The organism is Paenibacillus sp. W4I10, from assembly GCF_030816325.1.
Lineage (GTDB): Bacteria > Bacillota > Bacilli > Paenibacillales > Paenibacillaceae > Paenibacillus > Paenibacillus amylolyticus_B.
In genome coordinates, this window is record NZ_JAUSXX010000001.1 from 1,912,054 (window position 1) to 1,933,591 (window position 21,538).

Sequence of the window (21,538 nt, forward strand, 5' to 3'; positions counted from 1 at the left end):
CTCCTATTTCCTCTGTTCCAGCTTGGAGATCGGTATACGGTACCCTGCAATGGTTTCCTTTCCAGGTACACTGCTTAGATCAAATATCGCATTTCCTTCATAAAAGAGTTCCAACCTGCGGTAGACATTGCGGAGTCCTACATGCTCGCCGTTCCTGGGTCTTTCAGAACGAATATCTCTCAGGAGCTCGGTTAGTCTCCCTGCATCCATACCGATTCCATTATCGATCACCTGAATAACCAGTTCAGAAGCATTTCGTCTCGCCGTTATCTTGATCTGTCTTCCATTTTTTCGCGCCTGCAAGCCGTGTTTGCAGGCATTTTCAACGAGCGGTTGAATACTCATGCGGGGAATGAGCAACGAAGCTGCATCAGGATCAACCTCGAAGGTGTAATCAAACAGCTCTCCAAAGCGAAACTTCTCAATCTGGAGATAAAGATTCGTAAATTGCAGCTCTTCTTTCAAAGGAATCAGATTGTCAGAATGACTGAGCAACTGTCTCATCAGTTTGGACAGACTTTTAATAATCTCAATTACTTCCGTATATCCATTCTTTGTACTGACGACCAGCAAGGCATTTAATGTGTTAAATAAAAAATGGGGATTCATCTGACTCTGGAGCATGGACAATTCAGTCCTCACTTGATCCAGCTCCAGATCTTTTTGACGGATTTCCAGTTTATATACGTCATTAATCAGCGTATGAATTTTACCAATCATGATGTTAAATGTACGAATAAGCCCACCAATTTCGTCGCGGCCTTCGTGAATTTCAATCAGATCGAATCGTTCGTTACGAACCTTCTCCATATGTCTGGATAGCTTGCGAATCCGATAGTGATAGGAACGCAAAATAATGTAGATCAATACAGAAGGGACCACGATACTTAATGCGAGCAACCCCAGAATTGATTTAAAGGCTTCTTGCAAAAGGTGGTCAAGGTGACGCGTATCGGCAACTCCAATCAATTTCCAACCCTTTAGGTAGGCTAGATTCCCCAACGATTTTTCGAGCGTGTAAGCAGAACTGCCAGATTCCTTGAGTATTGATTCATTATCAAGGGGGGATAAGTCGGTTTCGCTGAATTCCCCACTTGAAACGACAGTTCGATTGTTGCTGTCCACCAGACGCAGCTGAAGACTGTCTGATTCACGATTTAAAATGCTATACACCCGGCTAAGTTCCAGATCAATCTTGGAATACTTGTTGTAATTGGCATAGGAAGTATAGGTATCCATTTTGCCAATCACACTGATTCTTCTTCCCGCGTTAAATCCGGATGGCTCAATATAATCAACGACAAGAATGCCTCCACTGGTGGATTCCAGCTGTTTCAATCCAGGGAGTACATTCTTGTCTTTCATTACAATATAATGACTGCCCGTCTGAATGGTATCGTTATCCGTATAGATACGCACCTCCAGAATATTCGCTGACATGTACCGTGTTAATTTATCTCGCAGGAATGCATGGTAGACGTTGTAATAATCCACGGGGGAGTGATAGGTCCGATCCAGTGCCTCATAGAGCGAATCGTCTGCTGCAATAATTCGGCTCAGGGCAACGCTCTCATCAATCATGCCTAGCAGTTCCCCCGCAGCCCTGTCGATGGATTTGCGCAGATTTTCCTGTTCTCTAATCTTGATATCCGCAGAGGTTCGTTGATAAAAGAAGATATTAATTGTTATTACAGGAAGGAGAATACTAAGTACATAAATAAGCAGAAATTTGGATCGGAGAGGAATATCATTAACCTTACGGAACATCCAGAATTTATGACGCATATGATCACCCTTGGTTTTTGTTTTTATAGACTGACGGAAGTTCCCCTGTATGCGCTCTGAACTTTTGGGTGAAATATTCAGCATCATGATATCCTAGCCTGAATGCAATGTCAGTGATCTTCATATTGGTACGTCGCAGGAGTTTACGGGCCTCCTCAACACGTAGCTGGTGCACATAGTCACTGAAACTGACCCCCATCTCCCGCTTGAACTGTTGACCCAGGTAGGCAGAATTCACGTGAATACGATTAGCTACATCTTGTAATTTAATTTTACTTCGATAGTGTTGCTTCAATTCATTCACTGCTTCTGCAACCAGTCCTCCCGTACCCGTCTTTTGCTTCAATTCAGACTGGGAAAGTTGCTTGGACAGTCGAACACACAGGTCTTGCAATGTGCCGGAAGACCAACTCGCAGCCTCATGCCATTCTTTTTCACATAGTATTTCTCTGCAACCCTCTCTTTTTCCATATTTTCGTAGCAACTCCCCATGGATATATCGAATGACATGATGTATCCATTCCAACGAAACCTCTGCTTTCTCACTCTTCTCTAACAGTCCACTCACTGCAATATCGATGGAATACGTGTTTTCTGCTTCAATCAACCCCAAGATCTCTTTGGAGATGTTCATCATTTGCTCTAAATCATATTCTGCGCTTATTCGATATTCATTAAGATGATTTTCATAGGCTTCATCTGTAACCATGACTCCATTTTGCTGTTTTTGCTCATTTCTGCGTTTGTCCAGAGGTTCAATCATTTCCATAAGGATTTGATGAATTTCCTCGGGAACAAGAGGTTTAAGCACATACTGATCGACCTGATACCGTATGGCTTGCTTCGCGTAATTAAAATCGGAGTATCCTGTAACGATAACAATTTTAGAGGTATAAGCGAGATCTTCTCGCAAGGTGTGAATCAAACCGAGACCATCCATAACAGGCATTTGAATATCAGTGACGACAAGATCCGGTTCAACCGAGTTGAACAAAGCAAGTGCTTCCTCCCCATCCGTGGCCGTCCCGCAGAGTTCATATCCACAAGCTCCCCAGTCAATCATCGTTCTCCATCCTTCTAGCATAAACGGCTCATCATCCGCGACAATGACCTTGTACATTAGCTCACCTCTCTTTTATCCTTGATCAGCTGCATGTATTTTATCTATATCTATAGGTAGATTCCAGTTGTACTGAAAACGCTAAACAGCAGAACAACAGCAGGAATGTTGTCTGCTCGCACAACTTGTAGAATGAGATTTCTACCAGTCTCCTCGTCATTAATCAATAACATAAAAATGTATCTATCAGACCGAACTAACTATAAGAACGCTCCGATTATAACGAAGCGCCGGGATGACAATACAAGTGTAACGCTTACATTTTTGTACAACAACCTGATAAACTATAGGTTTTCACCCGACAAATTATAGGTCGAGTTCAGAAGTAATCCACTAACAAGCAGGGCATTTTATTCTCCACGTACAATACGTAATCCTTGATCGGGACCAAAACCATTTGCATCAAATTTGCCGCGGAATGATATCTCATTGTTATTGACACCGCCAATCCAGCCTCCGCCTTTTACAACTCGCCAGGATTGATTGGGACTCTCCGAATCACTGTACCAGTCCCAGCACCATTCTCTCACATTCCCAGACATATCATAGATTCCTAACTCATTCGCCTTCTGAGTTCCGACTTTTTTGGTTTGATTACGGTTGCTCTCAATAGCGGGCCAGCTCCAGTCACCTGTCAAAATGTTGTCCCCGGCATTTACCCAGTACCAAGCAACTTCATCAGGATTATTACTTCCGCTGTATGTGTAATTTAAGCTCTTTTGACCTCCGCTTGCAGCGTATTCCCATTCTGCCTCTGTGGGTAAGCGGTAACCATTGGCATCCTCGTTGATCGTTACATTCCATTTTATATTGTCGTTTTCATTGTGATTATTCGTGTCCTGATTATCCTTGTCTATATTGTAATAAGGTTTCAGGTTTTCTTTTATACTTTTTTGGTTACAGTATTCCACTGCGTCATACCAGCTGACCATTTCAACAGGCAGGTCATCTCCCTTGAAGCCAGAAGGGTTTTCCCCCATAACCTCCATCCATTCTTTTTGAGTCACTTCGTATTTGCCAATATAGAAGGAATCCAGCGTTTCATTTTTATCAATCTGACTCGGCTTACTGCTCTTGAAGGCTCCCCCTTCGACGAATACCAAGTCATCGTTTAATTTGGTATTACTTGATGAACAAGCACTTAGACTAACAACTATAGCGATTAAAGTTAACCATACCAGCTTCCTCATTCAATTATTCTCCTTTACTAAGCTTAAATCCGGCAGCGTCGAGGTCCGTTAGTCTGAAGAATAACGTTACTCAACGCTACCGGAAAATTGAATTCCAATTCAGGTGCAGACGTTGAACTGCATCACATCATTTTTACCAAACCGTCACGTTAGCGCTTCCGCTGCTTTGATAACCTTCCGTTGCCATTACCTGATAGGACCAACTATTTCCAAGGTACATCCCTTTGCTCGCCCACGCATTCACATGATTGCTGAACGTAATGGTAGAATTGACACCAGTTGGTCTCTTGGACTGTCTAACACTCCAATACTGAGGGAAAGTCTGCGTACCATCAATGGAAGGTGCATTGTATCTCATCGTTGTATAGATGTCATATGTGCCACCATCACTAGTCATTGAGCCCTTGTACGTGCCAGTCGGACGATATGTTCCCCAGCTATCCACCACGTAGTATTCAATGAGTGCGCCTCTTGTCCAGCCATAGAAGGTCAGATATCCGTTACCTGATGGAGAAAATACACCAGCATTGTAATTGACTACTCGATTAGGTGTACCGTATGTCCACCCTTTCCCGACAACAAAGTTCCCGGTATTTTGCCAATTCACGCTGTAATTCCCGCCCGATCCATTCACGGCGTTGACCGTTCCTCCGCCATCTGTCCAATTTTGCCAATAATCTGTTGCTGCGCTCGATGTTGCTGCGAAGACACCAAAACTCATGGAAGCTGCAAGAACAACGGTTAACAATTTTTTGCTAAATTTGAACATAGATAATACCTCCTGATATTTTAATAGATTTGGTTGATGCTACAATCCGATATGAATGTTCTTCAGCAAATTCACTTGAAAAGACGTTGCGAAAACAGATACAGATCGTTCTTCCATACGGGCCAATCATGTCCTCCACTTTCCTCATGCCAAATGTGAGGTACTCCGTGTTGCGCCAAATATTGGTGAACCCCAAGACTAATCTCTATAAGATTGTCCTGTTCACCGCAAGAGATCCATAACAGCCAGAGTAATGAAGGCGCTTTCGAAAGATCAGGGACAAGCAGCTCCGGACTTCTGGTGTTTGGGGCTGCGGAGAAAGCACCGATCCATGCAAAATGGTCTAGATTACTTAATCCGATATTTAAGGATTGACCTCCACCCATGGATAAACCAGCAATCGCCCTTTTATCCCGGCTTTTATGCAAAGGGTAGTTCAACTCCATGTAAGGTATCAAATCGTTGAGCAGATCGGATTCAAACCGTTTAAATGCTTTGATTTTCTCAGGTTCAAACAGGTCTCCTTCAGCTCGGTCATTCGACATTGCGCGGCCGTTGGGGAAAACAATAACCATCGGCTCAAGCAAGTTATCGTTGTACAGATTATCGAGAATAATTTGGGGAGAACCATGAGTATGCCATTCGGTTTCATCTCCACCAATACCATGCAAAAGAAAAAGTACAGGATACATCGTTGTCGAAGAAAATTTTGGTGGGGTGTACACCATCGCTTTACGGGAATTGCCAACCGTGGTGGAAGGATACTCTACCATCTCCATGACTCCACGTGGTATATTCTCCCGATACTGGTCATATCCCGTTACTGCTGGTGAGATCAATTCCATTCTCTTTTCCTCCGAACATATGAGTGACTATCAGTCTTCAGTTAATCCACATAGCCAAAACCCAGAATGGTGAAGCATTTATGTTCATGACCTTCCGCCATTTCGATCTCTATGGAGTGCTCCCCCACATGCTCTTCGTTAAGCAGAAGTGTGGCATGGCAATGGGTCCAGTTCACTTGACGCGGATCGACTTTTTGGACGAATACCCCATCTACCTTGATATGTGCAGTTCCGAATTCATCGTTACCCGAATCCTTGAAGATCAGAATGAGGCGTTTGCACTGCAAACTTATACGAAAGCTGCTCTGATCCTCTTTTCCCTCTCCTGTACGCATCCAGTTGTTGGGGAACTGAGGTGTACCATAGTCATGAGCATCCATCTCAGCCATCTGCAGATCCGTGTCCGTTTTACAAAAAGAGCCTGCATCGATTCGGGCAATATTATTGCCGTTTTTCCGATCCAATAGCTTCACATTAACAAATTCATTTCCAATTAGCGGAGCTTTTTCAATATCATGATCTTTCTCATCCCACTCAGAACGATTCGTCACGTCGAACAAATATTCCAAACAATCGGCCATAATTCGATGCCCTATGTTAGTTGGATGATATATATCATGGAAAAATTGCTTTTTGGAAATAACGTTGCCTTCACCTTTTGTCTTGTTGAACTGATCTACGACAGCATCTTTCACACTTACCATGGGCAGATCATAATGCCAGCCTACCGGAGCTAGACGATCCTGTAGATTCCAGTCATTTTCGAATACACTGAATAACAAGATGACCGCTGGCTTGTTATCGGCAGTAAGTGCTTTGAGTACCAGACTCTCGTAACATTTACCTTGGGTTTCATCATCTGCGTCATTGACTGCGAATTCGATTATGACAATATCCGGCTGAACGGCACCTCCCCTCAGGACATCACGATCATAACGTACAATCCCCAATTCCGAAGGAGTACCTCCCACACCTGCTTTAATAAGATGAATCGGACTATCTTTTGAAAGCGCAAACATAAATTTGAATGACTCATACGACCGGTATGCATAACTTTGGAGATGAATAGGTACTGCACCAGCACCTTGAGTAATGGAGCCTCCAATATAAGCAATAACAACAGGTTCGCCGTTTTTTGCCTTCTCAATGGCTCGTTTTAATCTGACATTTTTCCCTTTGTTCAGAAGAGACCGGCCAATCATATCGCGATATCCATGTGATTCAAAGTCAATAGCGGCTGCTGACGCTGTCACTCCGACTGGATCGCGCGGTGCAGTGAATTCCGTGTTTTCACCTGCATCTTCTGAATCCTGGAGCATAAATCACCATCACATCCTTTCGGCTAGATTCTGATCATCCTCAAACAGCATTTAAAGGATCACAGCTTGACTATGATTGGATCAAGTGTGATCCTTCCCCCAAAGTGTATCCCTTACATAATTTTACAACAACCTGACAAATTATAGGATTTCCACCACTATATCATTTTAATTCGACTACAATCACATGCAAATTAGAACACCTATAATTTTTCATGTAAACGCTTTAATTTGTATACTATTTCCATGTTATAATTTTGAAAAACCGCATTGATGAAGGAGGAGACACATGAATATCACGGGTCAAGGCGCGTTGGATACGGGCACTTATCAGAATCTGTTTCTGAAGCTAGGTTACGATGAGAATGAAATTACGACCAGATTGGAAGAGACATGGAATGAGTTGTTTTATGGCGATGAAAATACTCGAATATATTACCCGATGGGCGAGGACAAGGGATATATGCTGGACACCGGTAATCTCGATGTTCGCTCCGAAGGCATGTCTTATGGCATGATGATGGCTGTTCAGATGGACAAGAAGGAAGAATTTGATCGACTCTGGAATTTCTCCCACACGTTTATGCAGCATAACGAGGGTCGATACAAAGATTACTTCGCTTGGCATTGCAAGCCTGACGGTACCCGGCTCTCGCAAGGACCTGCTCCTGATGGTGAAGAGTTTTTTGCCATGGCGCTTTTTTTTGCGTCCAACCGCTGGGGCGATGGCGCTGAACCTTATGATTACAAGACACAAGCCCGCAAGATCCTTCGTGCATGTATACATCAGGGCGAAGACGGCGAAGGTGACCCCATGTGGGACCCGAAAACAAAACTGATCAAATTCATTCCAGAAACACCGTTTAGCGACCCATCCTACCATCTGCCTCATTTTTATGAACTATTCGCGAAATATGCGGATGAAGAAGATCAGGCTTTTTGGAAAGAAGCGGCGGAAGCTAGTCGGACTTATCTGCATACAGCCTGCCACCCCGTAACCGGACTTTCACCTGAATATGCGAATTATGACGGCTCTCCGGCTCCAATACAGCCACATGGGGATTTCAGGCATTTTTACAGTGATGCATATCGTACTGCTGCAAATATTGCGCTGGACTGGGAATGGTTCCGCAAGGATCACTGGCAGATCGAGCAATCCAACCGGATTCAATCCTTCTTCAGTGATATTGAAATGTCCGATTATCGTCGTTATACAATAGAAGGTGAACCTTTCGACGAACCTTCACTGCATCCTGTAGGTTTGCTGGCTACCAATGCCATGGCTTCACTTGCTGCGGACGGTCCACATGCTGACACATTCGTTCGTAAGTTCTGGAACACACCTCTGCGTCAGGGTGAGCGACGTTATTACGACAATTGCCTGTATTTTTTCAGCATGCTGGCTCTAAGCGGACGATATCGCATGTACTAAGGGAATGTGTACGAGCCGTTGAACCTGTCCTGTGAACGTTTGGCTTGCAGGACAGGTTCAATCACAGAATTCTAAGAAGAATGCAATGATATAACGATTTAATCTATATCAATTAAAAAACGTTCCCGGCTCGCATATGTTGACTGCGAACCGGGAACGTTTGGTTGTGCAAATACAGGCAGTAACTTTTCCCGCTCTGACTGGATATAATTCAGATACTTTAATTATCTAATTATTTGGAAACAGAAGAAGTATCATAGGAAGACTGCATAATCTCCAGATATCGATTAATGTTCAGTCCCTCCAGGCCTTTCACATATTCATCCCAATCCTTATCCAGACTTTTGGCGCCTGTAATAAATTGCAGGGCGTTCTGATCGATGTAATCCTTGAGATTGGTCTGCATCATGCTGGCTTCATCAGCTTGGGACGGATCTACCCACAATGCCCAATGAGGGAAAATCTCTTTTGGTTCCTTGCCCTCCATTAACAATGTCGCCTCATAAAGACGTCGCTCACCACCATCATTGGCATAGATGTCTGTCCCCTGTACTTCGGAGTCCCGATATGCCTGATAATGATTGTACTGACTCAATGCAGCCCAACTGTCATTACGAGGTTCTTCTCCAGAAGGAAGAGGAATGGCTTTATATAACGGCTCAATCTGATCATTGAGCGCCACTTCTCCTTCTTGTGGTTTGCGCCAGCTTACGCCCTCTTCTCCCAAATATGATGCCATGGTTCCTTCCTGGGTATAGATATAATCCAGCAGCTTTATGGCCGCGATCTGCGTTTCCTCACTGGCTTTGTTTGTCAGTACAAAGGACGCTCCGGGATCAATCGGATAGTTGTACGTAGCATAAGCAGCATGGGGTCCCTTCAATGGAGGGATGGGATTGTAATCATTTCCGTAAGGAGAACCTTCGGCAGTGGTTACGAATAATGATGGATGCATCGCTGCTCCCGCACCGAGAAGCTGTGCATCAGCGTTATCGCCAATTTTTTTGAAGGCCCCGACGTTTTGGGTAAATGCCCCTGGATCAATCAACCCTTCATCGTACAGGGATTTAATATAGGCAAGCCCTTCTTTCCACTCCGGTTTGTTCACTACGGTCTCCACTTTCCCCTGATTGACAATGAGATAATTCCGATCGTCGTCATAGATAAAACCGTTCATCAAGTACGGAATAATGTGCACACCGAAATTTTCAGTCGAACCGCTTAGCGGTACTTCGTCGGCTTTACCGTTCCCGTTCGGGTCTTTCGTTTTAAATGCCCGAAGCATTTCCTTAAATTCTTCTGTCGTCGTGGGTTCGGTCAGGCCCAGTTGTTCCATCCATTTGGTGTTGACCCACATCTTGTTCGGGTATGAACAGTGAAAACATTCATTCAGACCCGTCAGACCATAGATATTTCCGTCGGGAGCAGTGTTCATGGCCCGATAATAGTCATTGCTTTCAAGCACTTTTTTAATATTGGGAGCATGCTCCTCAATCAGATCATTCAGCGGCAAAATAACCCCCTGCTGACCAAACTTCAACAAGTCTGTCTGGGAGAAACGATCTACCCAAGGGATGAGCAGATACAAGTCCGGATAATCACCGGAAGCCAGTGAAATCTGTCTTTTCTCCGCTGCACCGTCGAATGGAACCGTAGTCCAGTTGAACTGAATATCAAACTTCTCTTCCATTTTCTTCGTGAATTTATTAGTGGACAGGTTGGTATCCGAACCCTGGTGGGCAAACACATTAATGGCCGTCTTGCCTGATGGATCGCTGCCTTCCTCGTTCCCCTTATCAGAACTTGAACATCCGGCAAGTACCAACGAGGTAAACAGCATACAGGCAAGAATGATGAATCCCGCTTTTTTCAATACAATCCTCTCCTTCATGAATAATAGAAAAAATGAACTTATCCTTTGACTGAGCCAATCAACATGCCTTGCACGAAATACCGTTGAACAAAAGGATAGATGATTAGCACCGGCAAGCTGGCCATCACAATTAACGAGTACTTCATGAGTTCAGCCATCTGCTGCTGTTTGATCATTTCCGATGCATCCATGTTCCCCGTACTGCTGTTCAGAATAAGAATACTGCGCAATATCAGCTGTAGCGGATAGAGCGACTGTGATTTCAGATAGATGAGGGCGTCAAAGTATGCATTCCACTGACCGACTGCGTACATAAGTGACAACACGGCGATAATCGGTTTGGCGAGTGGCAGGATAATACTGAAGATAAACCGGATGTCACTGCAGCCATCGATGTCTGCTGCTTCGGACAATTCTTCCGGTATCGAATTCTGAAAAAAGGTACGGGCAATGATGACTTGCCATACCCAGACGGCATTGGGAATCAGCAACGCCCAGCGGGTATCAATCAGTCCCATGGTTTTGACCACCAGATAGGTAGGGATCAAACCGCCCGAGAACAGCATGGTGAAGGTAATAAACATCATTAACGAGCTGCGACCAACAAACGTTTTTTTGGATAATGGATAAGCAATCATAATGGTCAGTGCCACGCTGATGAAGGTGCCGCAGGCTGTATAAAAAAGGGAATTGGCATAACCGGTAAGGACTTGATCATTCCGCAATACAGACTTGTAACCGTCAAACGTCAGGTCAATGGGCCACAACCAGACTTTTCCCGAGGAGACGGCAGCAGGGCTGCTGAGCGAAGAACTCACAATATATATCAAGGGATACAGCACGGCAATCAGCACCACTGTCAGCATGAAGTAAACAACCGTTATAAATACGCGGTCTCCCCAGGATTCACGAATCGTACTGCTGCTCTTGATCCGCGAACGACCTGCATTTGTCTGTGTGTTAGGCATGGGTTGGTTCTCCTCCTTTCGCTCCCGTTACCATAAGCTTGTATTGGACAGTCGCTTGGCGACCGCGTTTACGATTAATAGCAGAATCAGGTTAATCACCGAGTTGAACAGGCCAACCGCAGTAGCGAAGCTGTAATTGGCATTCAGCAATCCTATTTTATAGACATACGTGGAGATGATCTCCGAAGCAGACAGGTTGAGCGGATTTTGCAGCAAATATATTTTTTCGAACCCAACAGCCATGATATTCCCTACACTCAGGATCAGAATGATGACGGCTGCCGGAAGTAGTCCAGGCAGATCAACATTGATGATTTTCTGTATTCGGTTGGCTCCGTCCACTTTGGCGGCTTCATATAGGGATGGATCAACACCTGCCAGAGCAGCCAGATATATCACAGCGGAGTACCCCATTCCCTGCCACACATCAGAGAATACATAGATGGATCGAAACAGTCCAGGCTCACCGAGAAAATTCACCCCTTCGAAACCAAGGGCACCTGCAATCGTGTTGACAATACCCAGCCTAGGAGACAGAAAGAGCATAATGATGGAGACCATAACAACGGTAGAGATGAAATATGGAGCATACGTCACCATTTGTACTGTTTTTTTGAATCGTATGTTTTTGATTTCGTTCAGCGCCAGCGCCAGTAATATAGGAATCGGGAAACCAACGATCAGGCTGTAAAACGAAATGTAGAGCGTGTTCTTGATCAGCATGACAAACGCCGGATTCTGAAAAAGTAATTCGAAATACTTGGTTCCGGCCCACGGACTGCCCCAGATCCCCTTGATGACGTTGTAATCTTTAAATGCCAGGACCGCATTCACCATGGGTACATACTTGAAAATAATAAAGTAAGCAATCGGTGGCAGGATCAGCAGATACAGCTGCCAATGTCGCCTCCAGCTTCTGGATAATGCTTGCTTCAAGGCAAACGGTTTACTTGGTTTCTCCACGGACTTTGATTCACTGGTCATTGTGGTTCTCAGAATCATCCCCCCATTCTTGGCTCCAAATCGTGCTGAACTGCAACTCGACTTGGTAGCGCTTACTTTTTGAGTAATCATAAGATTGCGCTGGGGATGCGTAAAGGTACAATTACGCTGAGAAAGTACAAAAAGCGAATATAGTTTCCCGAGAAACAGCCTACATTAACTGCTATGAACGTCCATTTTCCGAAACACACTCGGAGAAATGCCGCGTACCCGCTTGAAAGCTCGGCGGAATGAATGTGCACTATTATACCCGGTGGCCTCCGCTATTTCGTCAATGGTCTGACCGGTAGAGTGCAACAAGTTCGAGGCAGCATCAATGCGTACCCGTTCTACATAATCGGAAAGATTCACTCCTGTATGTTCTTTGAACAGTTGGGATATAAACTTCTCGGACTTGCTCATGTGCTCGGCAATCCGATAGATCGTCAAGTTTGCATCCCCATAATTATGTTGGATAAAACAAATCATTTCGTTTACAGTATCCGCATGTGCTCCTGCTCTTCTTCTCTGGAAATCACCACAGATGTCTTCTGTTAACTGTTTGAATTTTGCACGCAGCGAAGTAATCGTTTCTGTCATCTGAATGGATGTCACTCGAGATTTATATTCCTCAAGCAGGGAGGCATCCAGCTTGAATTTTGGTTCGTCCAGCTTCAGAAAAGTTCCCTTTAGCTCCATGATGAACTGCTGCGTCATCTCGTAGGACAGTTCCCGCTCCTCTAAATTACGAAGAAACAATTGCTCCAGAATGCGTATCGCCTCTTCAGGCTCACCGACTTTGATCGTGTTCAGCAGGCGCTGTTCAGACTCAATCGGATAATAGTACATTTCATTTTCCTTCATCGTATCTTCAAATCTCACCAGATGATCTGTTCCCATATGAATGGCATAATCCAGAGCTTGTTTGGCTTCGTCAAAGGAGCGACCCGCATCATTCCAGACCTCGTAAGCTGCACCTGTGCCAATTGTTGTGGATATCCGATGCTCCTGGTAGATCACTTCCATCAAGGTGTTCAGCTCTTTTTCACATCTCCCCATAGCTTCATTCAGTGAGTTCTCATCCAATGGACAGGCAAAAGCGATCTGGTCTGTTCCCCAATCCGTGATCAGCAGCTGTGCATTCCATTCTGTAAGTACTTGTTTGATAAGCAGCCTTGCAACACCCAGTTCATGGATAGTTTCTTCACTGTCCGGATTGGCATATCCGTTTACCTTCACTAAGCCTGCCAAGCCCTTACTGCTATGAAGAGAAATGTGCGCCTGGGATGAGATAACCTCCAACTCAAGTGAGGTATAGACTTCTCCGGTTAACAAACGTTTGATAAAACCGTCTCTCAATAACGGAATCTGCTCATTCATGGCGTTTTTAAGTGAGTCATTATTAGCAATCAGATTGTTAATATGGCTTGCCAAAAAATCATATTCATTGCCCCGTCTGCCTGGAGACTCGGTGATTTGTTCCCGAAAAGAGGCCAACAATCTGTAAACGGGTGCACTATTCCGATAGGCCAGAACCAGCCCGAATAACAGTCCCAAGGCAATGGTTGCCAAAGTAAAGACCAGCGTGACTTGTTTGATTTGGTCCGCTTTTGTCATGAGTGCTTTCTCCGGAATCCCTGCCATGTAATTCCATCCATTTTGACTGGACTGTATCGATATCAGCAGCCGACCATCACTTCCAGGCTGTACATTCTGCACGTTCAACTCCGTTTCCCCGGTGTTACCGTCTCTCCGATGATTCTGTGCCATTTGCTCAGCCTCAGCCTGTTCAATGCCAAGGGAGAAAATGATCTGCCCTTCCGCATCGGTGACGAGAGTCCAGCCGCCATATTGATCCACAATATTTTGAGTAAGGCTGGCCATCTGATCCTGATCAATCATGACACCAATCGTCGCTTGCGGTTTGTTGAAGCTGTTCAAAGGCAGAGATTGCAGAAACGTAATGGCGGGAACGTCTGCAAGCACAGTGCCCAGTATTTCACGTTTATAGTTTCGAAGCGGTATGATTTCATTAAAGTGTGGTTGTTTGAGAATTTGGTCATGCCATTGTTCAAACGACATACCGTCCAGCTGATTGGCAGCATAATAATGCTCTGGACGATAATACACAGTTCTTGGTGTGATGATGGCATTGTAGTTCGGAATGTGAATGAAGAAATGAGACAAGTAATCATTGGTACTGCTGTACATGGAGAGGCTCCGCTGCATGCGGTTCATACCGTAGACATTGTAGAGATCATGCGGCTTTGGGCCAGCAATTAAATTTTGCAAATCGGGATTGACGGCAAGCTGTCTGGTAAAAGCTTCGACTTGAAGAAGATTTCGCTCAATGATCTCTTTGCCAAGACTCAGCGACTTCAAACTGTTCTCAATGGAGCTGGAACGGGCTGCTTCAATGGAAGCTCGGTAAGAGGCATATCCCGCAATTTGAGGAATCATTAGAATGACAAGATACGAAATGAGGAATCGGCGGAACACGGGTGAAAATTTGGACCATAGGAGCTGCATATGTACCCTCCCTTTTTTTATCAAGCGCTTACATTTCTCTGTGATAAGGTAGCTGTTCAATGATACACCGGGCATTTCTTCCTGGTGAAGGTACAACTTCTTCCTTATGGTACATTTACATACTGCAGCGTACAATGCTTGCATGAAAATAATTGTCACTCTGCGGGTTGACGCACAAATATAGTTGTATTTTACCTTCGCATGGTCTCATTCCCAAAGTATTAAAAATAAACGCAAAAAACCTCGCCAAGACATGGAATGACTTGGGGAGGTTTTTGTTTAACATTGTCCTTATTAATTGCTAACGGCAACAAATTTCCATTGTTGGTTTGTAGCACCTGTGTAGGTGTTCTGCTGCAGCTTGGCTCCGTCCGAAGTGGAAGCGTTTGCCACTTCAATCGCTTTATTGCTGTTCACGTTAATGATACTCCAGTAACCGTTACCAAGATCGTTGACCTTAAAATGCTGAGCGGTTGTGTTCAGATTGCTCATGAGTTGAACCGCTTCCCCATTGGTGAGGGTACCGTTGCGAATGTCGATGACTTTGTCCGGCGAGTTCACACTTGTCAGTGTATAGTTGCCGTTACCGATCGAAGTCAGAACCCACTTCTGGGGGTTACCGCCCAGATCGCTCCACTGCTGGAGCTGAAGATTATTTTCATTTTGACCACCAGGAACATCAACAACTTTGTTGGAATGCCGGGCTACGATTTTATAAGTTGCACCGGATACAAGACCCGTTGTCGGTCCGCCACCTTGTCCACTGCCCGGATAAGTCTGGGCACGTTCATGGTACCAGTTGAACAGGAATCGTCCCATGGCACTCCGTGAAGCATCTCCATCCCATTTCAGTCCAGCCGTTGGGTCAGCAAAAGAACTGCGTTGGCCCGGCTCCAGAATGAATCCGTTCATATGAGCTGCAATGCTGACATTGCCTGCTGCGTTGAAAATCGTTTTGGTATTGGTGCCAAACCCTTCATTGCTGCCATTAAACAAGTTCCAATAGGCCGAATCGCCAGGTTTGTTTTTGAACCAGGTTACCTCGGTAATGTTAATCGGATATTTGTCAGCTGCTGCCTTCACGTTGGTATTCCACTGGTCTTGCAGGATAGAGAAGTTGTCATATGCGCCATAACCAGGGTACCAGTGAACCGCATATCCATAGTTATTGAGCGGATCAGTCAATGGGTGGCTTGCCGTCAAGCTGTAAAATTGGTTGTATCCCAGACCTGCCGCCCAGATGACATTGTCCGCACCTTTGCTGCGAATTGTTGAAATCATGGAATTTTGGAAATTACGCAAGTCATTCCAGTGATCCACAAAGTCATTTTCCCCGTTGTATCCACCCCAATGTCCATTGGCATAGGATTTCACCGGTTCGTTGATCAGTTCGAAGTGAACGTTGTCTGCACTTTTGATCTCCGGGCGTGAAGCGAGATAACCCCAGATTTCGTTGAATTTTTGCAGGTTGGCAGGTGTTGTTGCCTGATCATCCTTCAATGTGAAGTCCAGTCCCAGGACAACATAGACACCTTTTGTTTTGGCATATTGAATGTACGGAATAATTACATTTTGCGTAACGGTCTGCACACCGGCAAAGTTATATGTACCAGCAGCCACATCTCCCATGTCCTGACGATCGATGAACAGACGTACCTGATTCATATTCCAGCCATGATTGCTTCCGTATTTCGCGCTGGTGTCCGCAAATGTATCAGTAATGTCTTTCAGATAAGCCAGTGTAGCTGCATGACGGTTATTACCGTGCAGGTTGAGATAATAATTGCTGTCCTGATATGTCCAGTAGGCACCTGAGGGTTGATGCCAACCGTTCAGAAGCACAGGCTGGTTGTTGCTGTTCACCAGGTTTTTGCCGTTTACGTGAAGCTTGCCCATCGGCATACCCACCCATGCTTCGGCGCGGCTGCCTCCCCATGGAGCAATTGTAATTAATAAAGCCAGAATGAGTACAAGTTTACAAGATGTCATGAACTTCTTCACTTTAATTCCTCCTGATCTGATATATTGCCTTGCAATATTGCGGGTAAGCTGCGTCAGAGTATCTCTGATCAAACAGATCGCTCAGGTCGGCGCCCGCTCCCGTAGCCCGTTCCACACCAGCAGGGGGATCCTGCGCAGGGAAGGATCGCGGTTCTGCTGTGAGCAGACGTTCATGAGATCGTTACATGCCCCCTTTTCACAGATAGAATGTTGCATGAAGTTCCTCCTCCCTCTTCCAGTCTGATCCCACTCCAAACGTACAGAAGAACTTAACTTAACCGACGATTCCCGTACGCTCTACACTCTCTACGAAATATCGTTGCACAAACAAATAGATGACGATCAAAGGCAGAATGGCAAGAAGAATTCCTGTATCCTGGATCATACTCAGATAGAACGGATCGGCCTGGGAAGCTGCACCGTCAGTAACCTGCTGGGCCAGATTATACGGAAGGGACGATAACTGAGTCGACATGACTTTACTTGAAGTCAGATAAGTCGTCGTATAGAAGCTGTCGTTCCACTGCCATACGAAGGAAAACAGCATGACTGTTACCATGGACGGAATGGCATTGGGCAGCATGATTCTTGAAAATGTTCGTCCGATGCCCGCGCCGTCCACATAGGCCGCCTCCTCCACTTCCTTCGGAATACCCCTGAAGAATTGCCGGAAGATAAAGATGTACAAGCCGGCCTTAAGTGAATTGGCCGTAATCGCCGTAAGAATAAACGGCCAATAGGTGTTAAGCAAATTAACAGGTTTGCCGGCTATAAGCGTCATAAGCCCCATCAGGTCAAAGCTTTTCAGATTCAAATATACCGGAATGAGAATGGTCGTTGGCGGTACAAGAATCGTCAGAATTACACCAGCAAACAGCCAGTTGCTTCCCCTGAATTTCAGTCTGGCGAATCCGTATCCTGCAAGTGCACAGGATGCTGTAGTCAGCAGTGTAGTCGTTGCAGACAGGGCAAACGTATTAAACAGCGTTGCCCAGTAATCCATTACGCGTATCGCCTCTTTGAAATTGTCGATGGAGAAGTTCTGTGGAATCCACACCACCACTGCCGAATACAGATCACCTTTAGCTTTGATGGATGTGGAAACCTTCTGAAATATGGGAAACAGAATAACGAAGGAAAGCCCGGTAATCAGAACGAATCGGATCATGGCCCACAGCCAGCCTTTCCAATGCTCCAGCGATAATAATCGTGATGTTGTCAAGTGGGACACCCTCCTTTCTAATCTTGATAGAAGACTCGCTTCGAGAAAATGATGGATACGATAACCAGAATGATGGCAATGGCCAGAAAGTAGACCCATGCCATGGCAGAACTTAATCCAAAGTCAAATTTGACGAAGCCGGTATCCCGGATCAGTTCCGTCATGGCGTTATTGGCAAACGAATCAATGATTGTATAGATCGCATTGACAAAAATAAGCGGGCTGACCATCGGGAACGTAATTTTCCAGAAGGCTTCATAACCCGTCGCCCCTTCCATCTTCGAAGCCTCATACAGTTGAGGGGAAATCGTCTGGATCCCTGCCAAAAAAATCAAAATTTGTACACCGGATTGACTGACGATCTGATAGATCCGATCTACGGCGCTGCTCAGATACGTGACGATCCAATCGCTCACTCCGGCGTTAACCATCAGATTTTCGAGTTCAAATGTCCCGAGTGAGCTTCCACCTGTGCTGCTCTGATTAACCGCTTCAATCAGGCTGGTGCTCTCCAGTGTCATAATCACTCCCGATGCGAGAATAACGGGCAGGAAAAAGATCGACCGCGCTACAGCCCGGCCCCTGAACTTCTGATTCAGGATGACGGCAAGGAACAGACTGAATATAACGATAAGCGGTACGTTGATGAGTACGTCTGTGATCGCCTCAATTAACGCACGGTTAAAGCTTGTATTGACGGTCAGCGCCTGAATGTAATTGGCAACACCGTTAAACTGAATCGCTATGCCTTCCGCGTTAGCCTGAATTGTACTCATGCTGTATCGCAGAGAGGCTAACAGCGGAATGAAGAAAAACAACACAAAACCAATGAGCCAGGGAAGCACGTAGATTACGCCCCACATGGCTTTCTGCTGAGCATACGTACGACTTCCCCATTTCCATTTCAGGAGCGTCTTCAGAGCTGCTCACCACCAGTCACATAGCTTTGGGCTTCCACTGTATCGTTGTCAACTTCTACAGGGAAGTCGTTATAATTGACGATTACGAACCCGCCACCTTCATATGTTGTCCGGAAGACGCCCTCCTCCAGGGATTCATGAGATATCATAGAACGTCCGGCAAACGGCTGGTTCACCTGGTTCACCTCGTTGTAGATCTCGGCAGCCAGATCGATCCATTGTTCATAATTCGCCGCGTAGAGATCATCATAATCCGTTTCTTTCACAACATGGTTTGGCGCATTAAACCATGCAAAGTAAGGACTGGCTCCATATTCAATCAACTTCAGCACATATTGCCTTGCATTGGTATATGTGGAGAGATTGTATGGCGTCCCCGTATAACCGATGCTGCCGTGTACAATGAGCTGATAGAACGGAATCTCTTCATCCTCCAGCTTGAAACGACTGCTGGTCATTGGCGCATCTGTCAGACCAGTTACATACGGCAGGGCATAAGCGTTCCCGCCTTCAGCAACAAGCGAGCCAGCCTGCTGTCCGATCTGTTCAAGTGCCTTCTTCACGGAGCCAAGCGCTTGTGTTCGGTCCACCAGCTTTTTCGGATTCATATCGCTGTTTAACTGAGCTGCCAGATCATTCAGGCTCAGCGACAGTCCATCCTTTTGAAGGGACCTGAGCTCATCTAACATGTCTGCCGTCACGTCCTCCAGCAAGTTGGGCGATAGCACATAGGATGGTGAACGATCCCGGTCCCGCCGCTGTATGGCCTGGTTCATCGGATACAAGACCGCCGGTTCCTGAGTTAATGTGCGTGAAGCTTCTTTGGACGGTTTAAACCCTTTTTTGGATTGCACATTCAGCAGAGCGATATCGGGATAGAAACCGATGCCCGCTTCTTGGGTGTATGCGCTGAATTCCCGCAATCCCTTTTTTCCGCCTACCGCGCCGTCTACTTGAATGGAATCCGGCAGTCGATGATGAAGCCCGCCGTTAAGCCATCCCGCATAGCGCACCTGAATATTGGATACCTTCTTCTCCGTCAAGGCGGAGAGAATGTTTTTGGCTTCATCAAACGTGGTCAAAGCCTCCGTTGAATCATACGGTATGCCCAGCATATGCTGCCTTGTTGTCATGCCGCCGAACAGTTGAAGATAAAAGGGAACGTTACTTTGCTCCTTGCTGGCGTTCAACTCGGGAAGTCCGCCGTTTTGCATCAGATAATCCCGATAGAGAGATGCAAGCCCCGAGTACGAGGCCTTATCCGCCCCGACAAAAGCATATCGAACGACGAAATCAGACGCGGTCGGTTTCTTCTGGAATTTCGGAAGTGTACGAACCATATCACTTGCCTGAAGCGTCACATCGCTCTTGTTCACTACATAGAAGCTGGGATATACGTTGTTGTAACTGTTCAGCTTACCGCTGATATCGGCATTCACAACTGCGACGGCATCCCCTTGTTCAATAATGCCCAGGAAAGCCCCCTCTTTCCGAATCAGTCCAAATACCGGCAACCTGGCTCTGGCTTCATTCGAACTTGCTTCCCGCAGTTTCATGGTCATATCCGGTCCGTATATATCTTGTTGATAGGCAGGATACTGCAGCTTGCCATTGTTAAAATGGATCAGCGCTCCCGAACCGTCCGGCACCAGTATGGAGCCCTCTTCTTCTAAACCCCCGGCCCCGAAGTAATCCATTACAGATATGCTGTTGATCGGATATTCCTCCGGAAAATGAATGCCTGAGGACGGAACACGCACGAGCAGATCCTCTCCATCCAGCTCATATTCCATCGTAAGCATAAATAGTCGTGGTCCACTTCGTTCCTCTTCAATGCCGAACTCGGCATGATCCTGAGCCAGATCCTCCGATGTGTAACCGGCTGTGTCAAAAGCCTTCAAAGCCCGGGACAATTGCAATCCTTGCATCGCCTTATCAATCCGGACGTAAGCGCCTTCATCCTTGTCTTCCGCATAGCCGACCTTCAAGGCCCGCTGCCCGGCCTTGTCTAGCTGTGCAAGCAGCTTTTGTTCAAATCGCTCCTTGCTGATCTTCATCGGCAAGTCTTCTATGGATCGCTCAGTGCTTCCAAACTGGTAGTGGACCCGCACGCCGCTTGGCAGCACCTCATAGCTTATCTGCTTGTGTGCAACACTATCCGTGAAGGAATTCACGGTGCTGCTCTGTCCGAGGCTGTTGAAGAAGCTGAGCTTCGTTTGTGATGACAAAAGGTCTTTGTTTATCCCGGCTGCAACCCCATCCTGCTCACGATCTGCAGGATTGCTGCGCCAGATCTGGCCGCTCTGCGTGTGAATCACGGCAATCTCAGCAGTCTCTTCGTTAATGAACAACTGCAGCGCAGCATTCTGCGCAATGCCTACCATGCCGGGAAGGCGGACATCGCTGAAAGATGATTTCAGTTTCTCTCCGGGAGGCAGGGAGGGAAAGTCCGTCGGATCTGCGGCAGTCACTGTCTCGTGAGCGAGCGGTGTTGGCGAGAATTGACAACCGCCAAGAAGCAGACTACCCGCGAGCAGCATTCCTGTTATTTTTTTGGCTACGGTATAATTCATAACAATTTCCT

General features: G+C 45.9%; 15 protein-coding genes. 1 reads left to right on the forward strand and 14 read right to left on the reverse strand.

Annotation, left to right across the window (positions count from 1 at the left end; translation table 11 throughout):
- Nucleotides 1–3: 3 nt before the first annotated feature.
- The 6 genes from QF049_RS08530 to QF049_RS08555 all read right to left on the reverse strand — a co-directional run bounded on the left by QF049_RS08530 (nt 4) and on the right by QF049_RS08555 (nt 7,028).
- The gene (locus tag QF049_RS08530) at nt 4–1,785 is read right to left on the reverse strand and encodes a sensor histidine kinase (RefSeq protein WP_307536536.1); all 1,782 of its coding nucleotides are present in this window, start codon (nt 1,783–1,785) and stop codon (nt 4–6) included.
- A 4-nt stretch (nt 1,786–1,789) separates the two neighbouring features.
- Nucleotides 1,790–2,905: a response regulator transcription factor gene (locus QF049_RS08535; protein ID WP_307536537.1), complete on the reverse strand. Its 1,116-nt coding sequence runs from the start codon at nt 2,903–2,905 to the stop codon at nt 1,790–1,792.
- A gap of 350 nt (nt 2,906–3,255) precedes the next feature.
- Nucleotides 3,256–4,095, reverse strand: coding sequence for a formylglycine-generating enzyme family protein (locus tag QF049_RS08540; protein ID WP_307536539.1), 840 nt, complete (start codon nt 4,093–4,095; stop codon nt 3,256–3,258).
- A 133-nt stretch (nt 4,096–4,228) separates the two neighbouring features.
- Entirely contained in the window at nt 4,229–4,864 is a 636-nt protein-coding gene (locus QF049_RS08545; RefSeq protein WP_091016268.1) for a glycoside hydrolase family 11 protein, read from the reverse strand.
- Nucleotides 4,865–4,935: 71 nt separating this feature from the next.
- Complete coding sequence (locus QF049_RS08550) at nt 4,936–5,709, reverse strand: alpha/beta hydrolase (RefSeq protein ID WP_307536541.1); 774 nt, start codon at nt 5,707–5,709, stop codon at nt 4,936–4,938.
- A gap of 41 nt (nt 5,710–5,750) precedes the next feature.
- Nucleotides 5,751–7,028, reverse strand: a complete 1,278-nt coding sequence (locus tag QF049_RS08555) for an SGNH/GDSL hydrolase family protein (RefSeq protein ID WP_307536543.1) — start codon at nt 7,026–7,028, stop codon at nt 5,751–5,753.
- 289 nt (nt 7,029–7,317) lie between these two features.
- Here QF049_RS08555 and QF049_RS08560 point away from each other — a divergent pair, with 289 nt between their 5' ends.
- Complete coding sequence (locus tag QF049_RS08560) at nt 7,318–8,460, forward strand: family 8 glycosyl hydrolase (protein WP_307536546.1); 1,143 nt, start codon at nt 7,318–7,320, stop codon at nt 8,458–8,460.
- A gap of 232 nt (nt 8,461–8,692) precedes the next feature.
- On the opposite strand, the gene QF049_RS08565 is transcribed toward QF049_RS08560, so the two are convergent.
- From QF049_RS08565 to QF049_RS08600, 8 genes are all read right to left on the reverse strand, one after another.
- Nucleotides 8,693–10,351, reverse strand: a complete 1,659-nt coding sequence (locus QF049_RS08565) for an ABC transporter substrate-binding protein (protein WP_373428225.1) — start codon at nt 10,349–10,351, stop codon at nt 8,693–8,695.
- A 20-nt stretch (nt 10,352–10,371) separates the two neighbouring features.
- The gene (locus QF049_RS08570) at nt 10,372–11,301 is read right to left on the reverse strand and encodes a carbohydrate ABC transporter permease (protein WP_091030502.1); all 930 of its coding nucleotides are present in this window, start codon (nt 11,299–11,301) and stop codon (nt 10,372–10,374) included.
- Nucleotides 11,302–11,328: 27 nt separating this feature from the next.
- Entirely contained in the window at nt 11,329–12,183 is an 855-nt protein-coding gene (locus tag QF049_RS08575) for an ABC transporter permease (protein WP_307543144.1), read from the reverse strand.
- A 276-nt stretch (nt 12,184–12,459) separates the two neighbouring features.
- Nucleotides 12,460–14,811 carry a helix-turn-helix domain-containing protein gene (locus tag QF049_RS08580; RefSeq protein ID WP_307536550.1) on the reverse strand — a complete coding sequence of 784 codons (2,352 nt, stop codon included), beginning with the start codon at nt 14,809–14,811 and terminating at the stop codon, nt 12,460–12,462.
- A 294-nt stretch (nt 14,812–15,105) separates the two neighbouring features.
- Complete coding sequence (locus tag QF049_RS08585; RefSeq protein WP_307536551.1) at nt 15,106–16,884, reverse strand: RICIN domain-containing protein; 1,779 nt, start codon at nt 16,882–16,884, stop codon at nt 15,106–15,108.
- Nucleotides 16,885–17,086: 202 nt separating this feature from the next.
- Complete coding sequence (locus tag QF049_RS08590) at nt 17,087–18,034, reverse strand: carbohydrate ABC transporter permease (RefSeq protein ID WP_105598719.1); 948 nt, start codon at nt 18,032–18,034, stop codon at nt 17,087–17,089.
- A 17-nt stretch (nt 18,035–18,051) separates the two neighbouring features.
- Complete coding sequence (locus QF049_RS08595; protein ID WP_289392559.1) at nt 18,052–18,897, reverse strand: carbohydrate ABC transporter permease; 846 nt, start codon at nt 18,895–18,897, stop codon at nt 18,052–18,054.
- Between the two features lie 53 nt (nt 18,898–18,950).
- Complete coding sequence (locus tag QF049_RS08600; RefSeq protein WP_307536554.1) at nt 18,951–21,527, reverse strand: DUF5696 domain-containing protein; 2,577 nt, start codon at nt 21,525–21,527, stop codon at nt 18,951–18,953.
- Nucleotides 21,528–21,538: the final 11 nt, after the last annotated feature.

Coding starts and splice junctions, on each gene's coding strand:
- QF049_RS08530 (WP_307536536.1), bottom strand. CDS start 1,785: ATGCGTCATAAATTCTGGATGTTCCGTAAGGTTAATGATATTCCTCTC.
- QF049_RS08535 (WP_307536537.1), bottom strand. CDS start 2,905: ATGTACAAGGTCATTGTCGCGGATGATGAGCCGTTTATGCTAGAAGGA.
- QF049_RS08540 (WP_307536539.1), bottom strand. CDS start 4,095: ATGAGGAAGCTGGTATGGTTAACTTTAATCGCTATAGTTGTTAGTCTA.
- QF049_RS08545 (WP_091016268.1), bottom strand. CDS start 4,864: ATGTTCAAATTTAGCAAAAAATTGTTAACCGTTGTTCTTGCAGCTTCC.
- QF049_RS08550 (WP_307536541.1), bottom strand. CDS start 5,709: ATGGAATTGATCTCACCAGCAGTAACGGGATATGACCAGTATCGGGAG.
- QF049_RS08555 (WP_307536543.1), bottom strand. CDS start 7,028: ATGCTCCAGGATTCAGAAGATGCAGGTGAAAACACGGAATTCACTGCA.
- QF049_RS08560 (WP_307536546.1), top strand. CDS start 7,318: ATGAATATCACGGGTCAAGGCGCGTTGGATACGGGCACTTATCAGAAT.
- QF049_RS08565 (WP_373428225.1), bottom strand. CDS start 10,351: ATGAAGGAGAGGATTGTATTGAAAAAAGCGGGATTCATCATTCTTGCC.
- QF049_RS08570 (WP_091030502.1), bottom strand. CDS start 11,301: ATGCCTAACACACAGACAAATGCAGGTCGTTCGCGGATCAAGAGCAGC.
- QF049_RS08580 (WP_307536550.1), bottom strand. CDS start 14,811: ATGCAGCTCCTATGGTCCAAATTTTCACCCGTGTTCCGCCGATTCCTC.
- QF049_RS08595 (WP_289392559.1), bottom strand. CDS start 18,897: ATGTGGGGCGTAATCTACGTGCTTCCCTGGCTCATTGGTTTTGTGTTG.
- QF049_RS08600 (WP_307536554.1), bottom strand. CDS start 21,527: ATGAATTATACCGTAGCCAAAAAAATAACAGGAATGCTGCTCGCGGGT.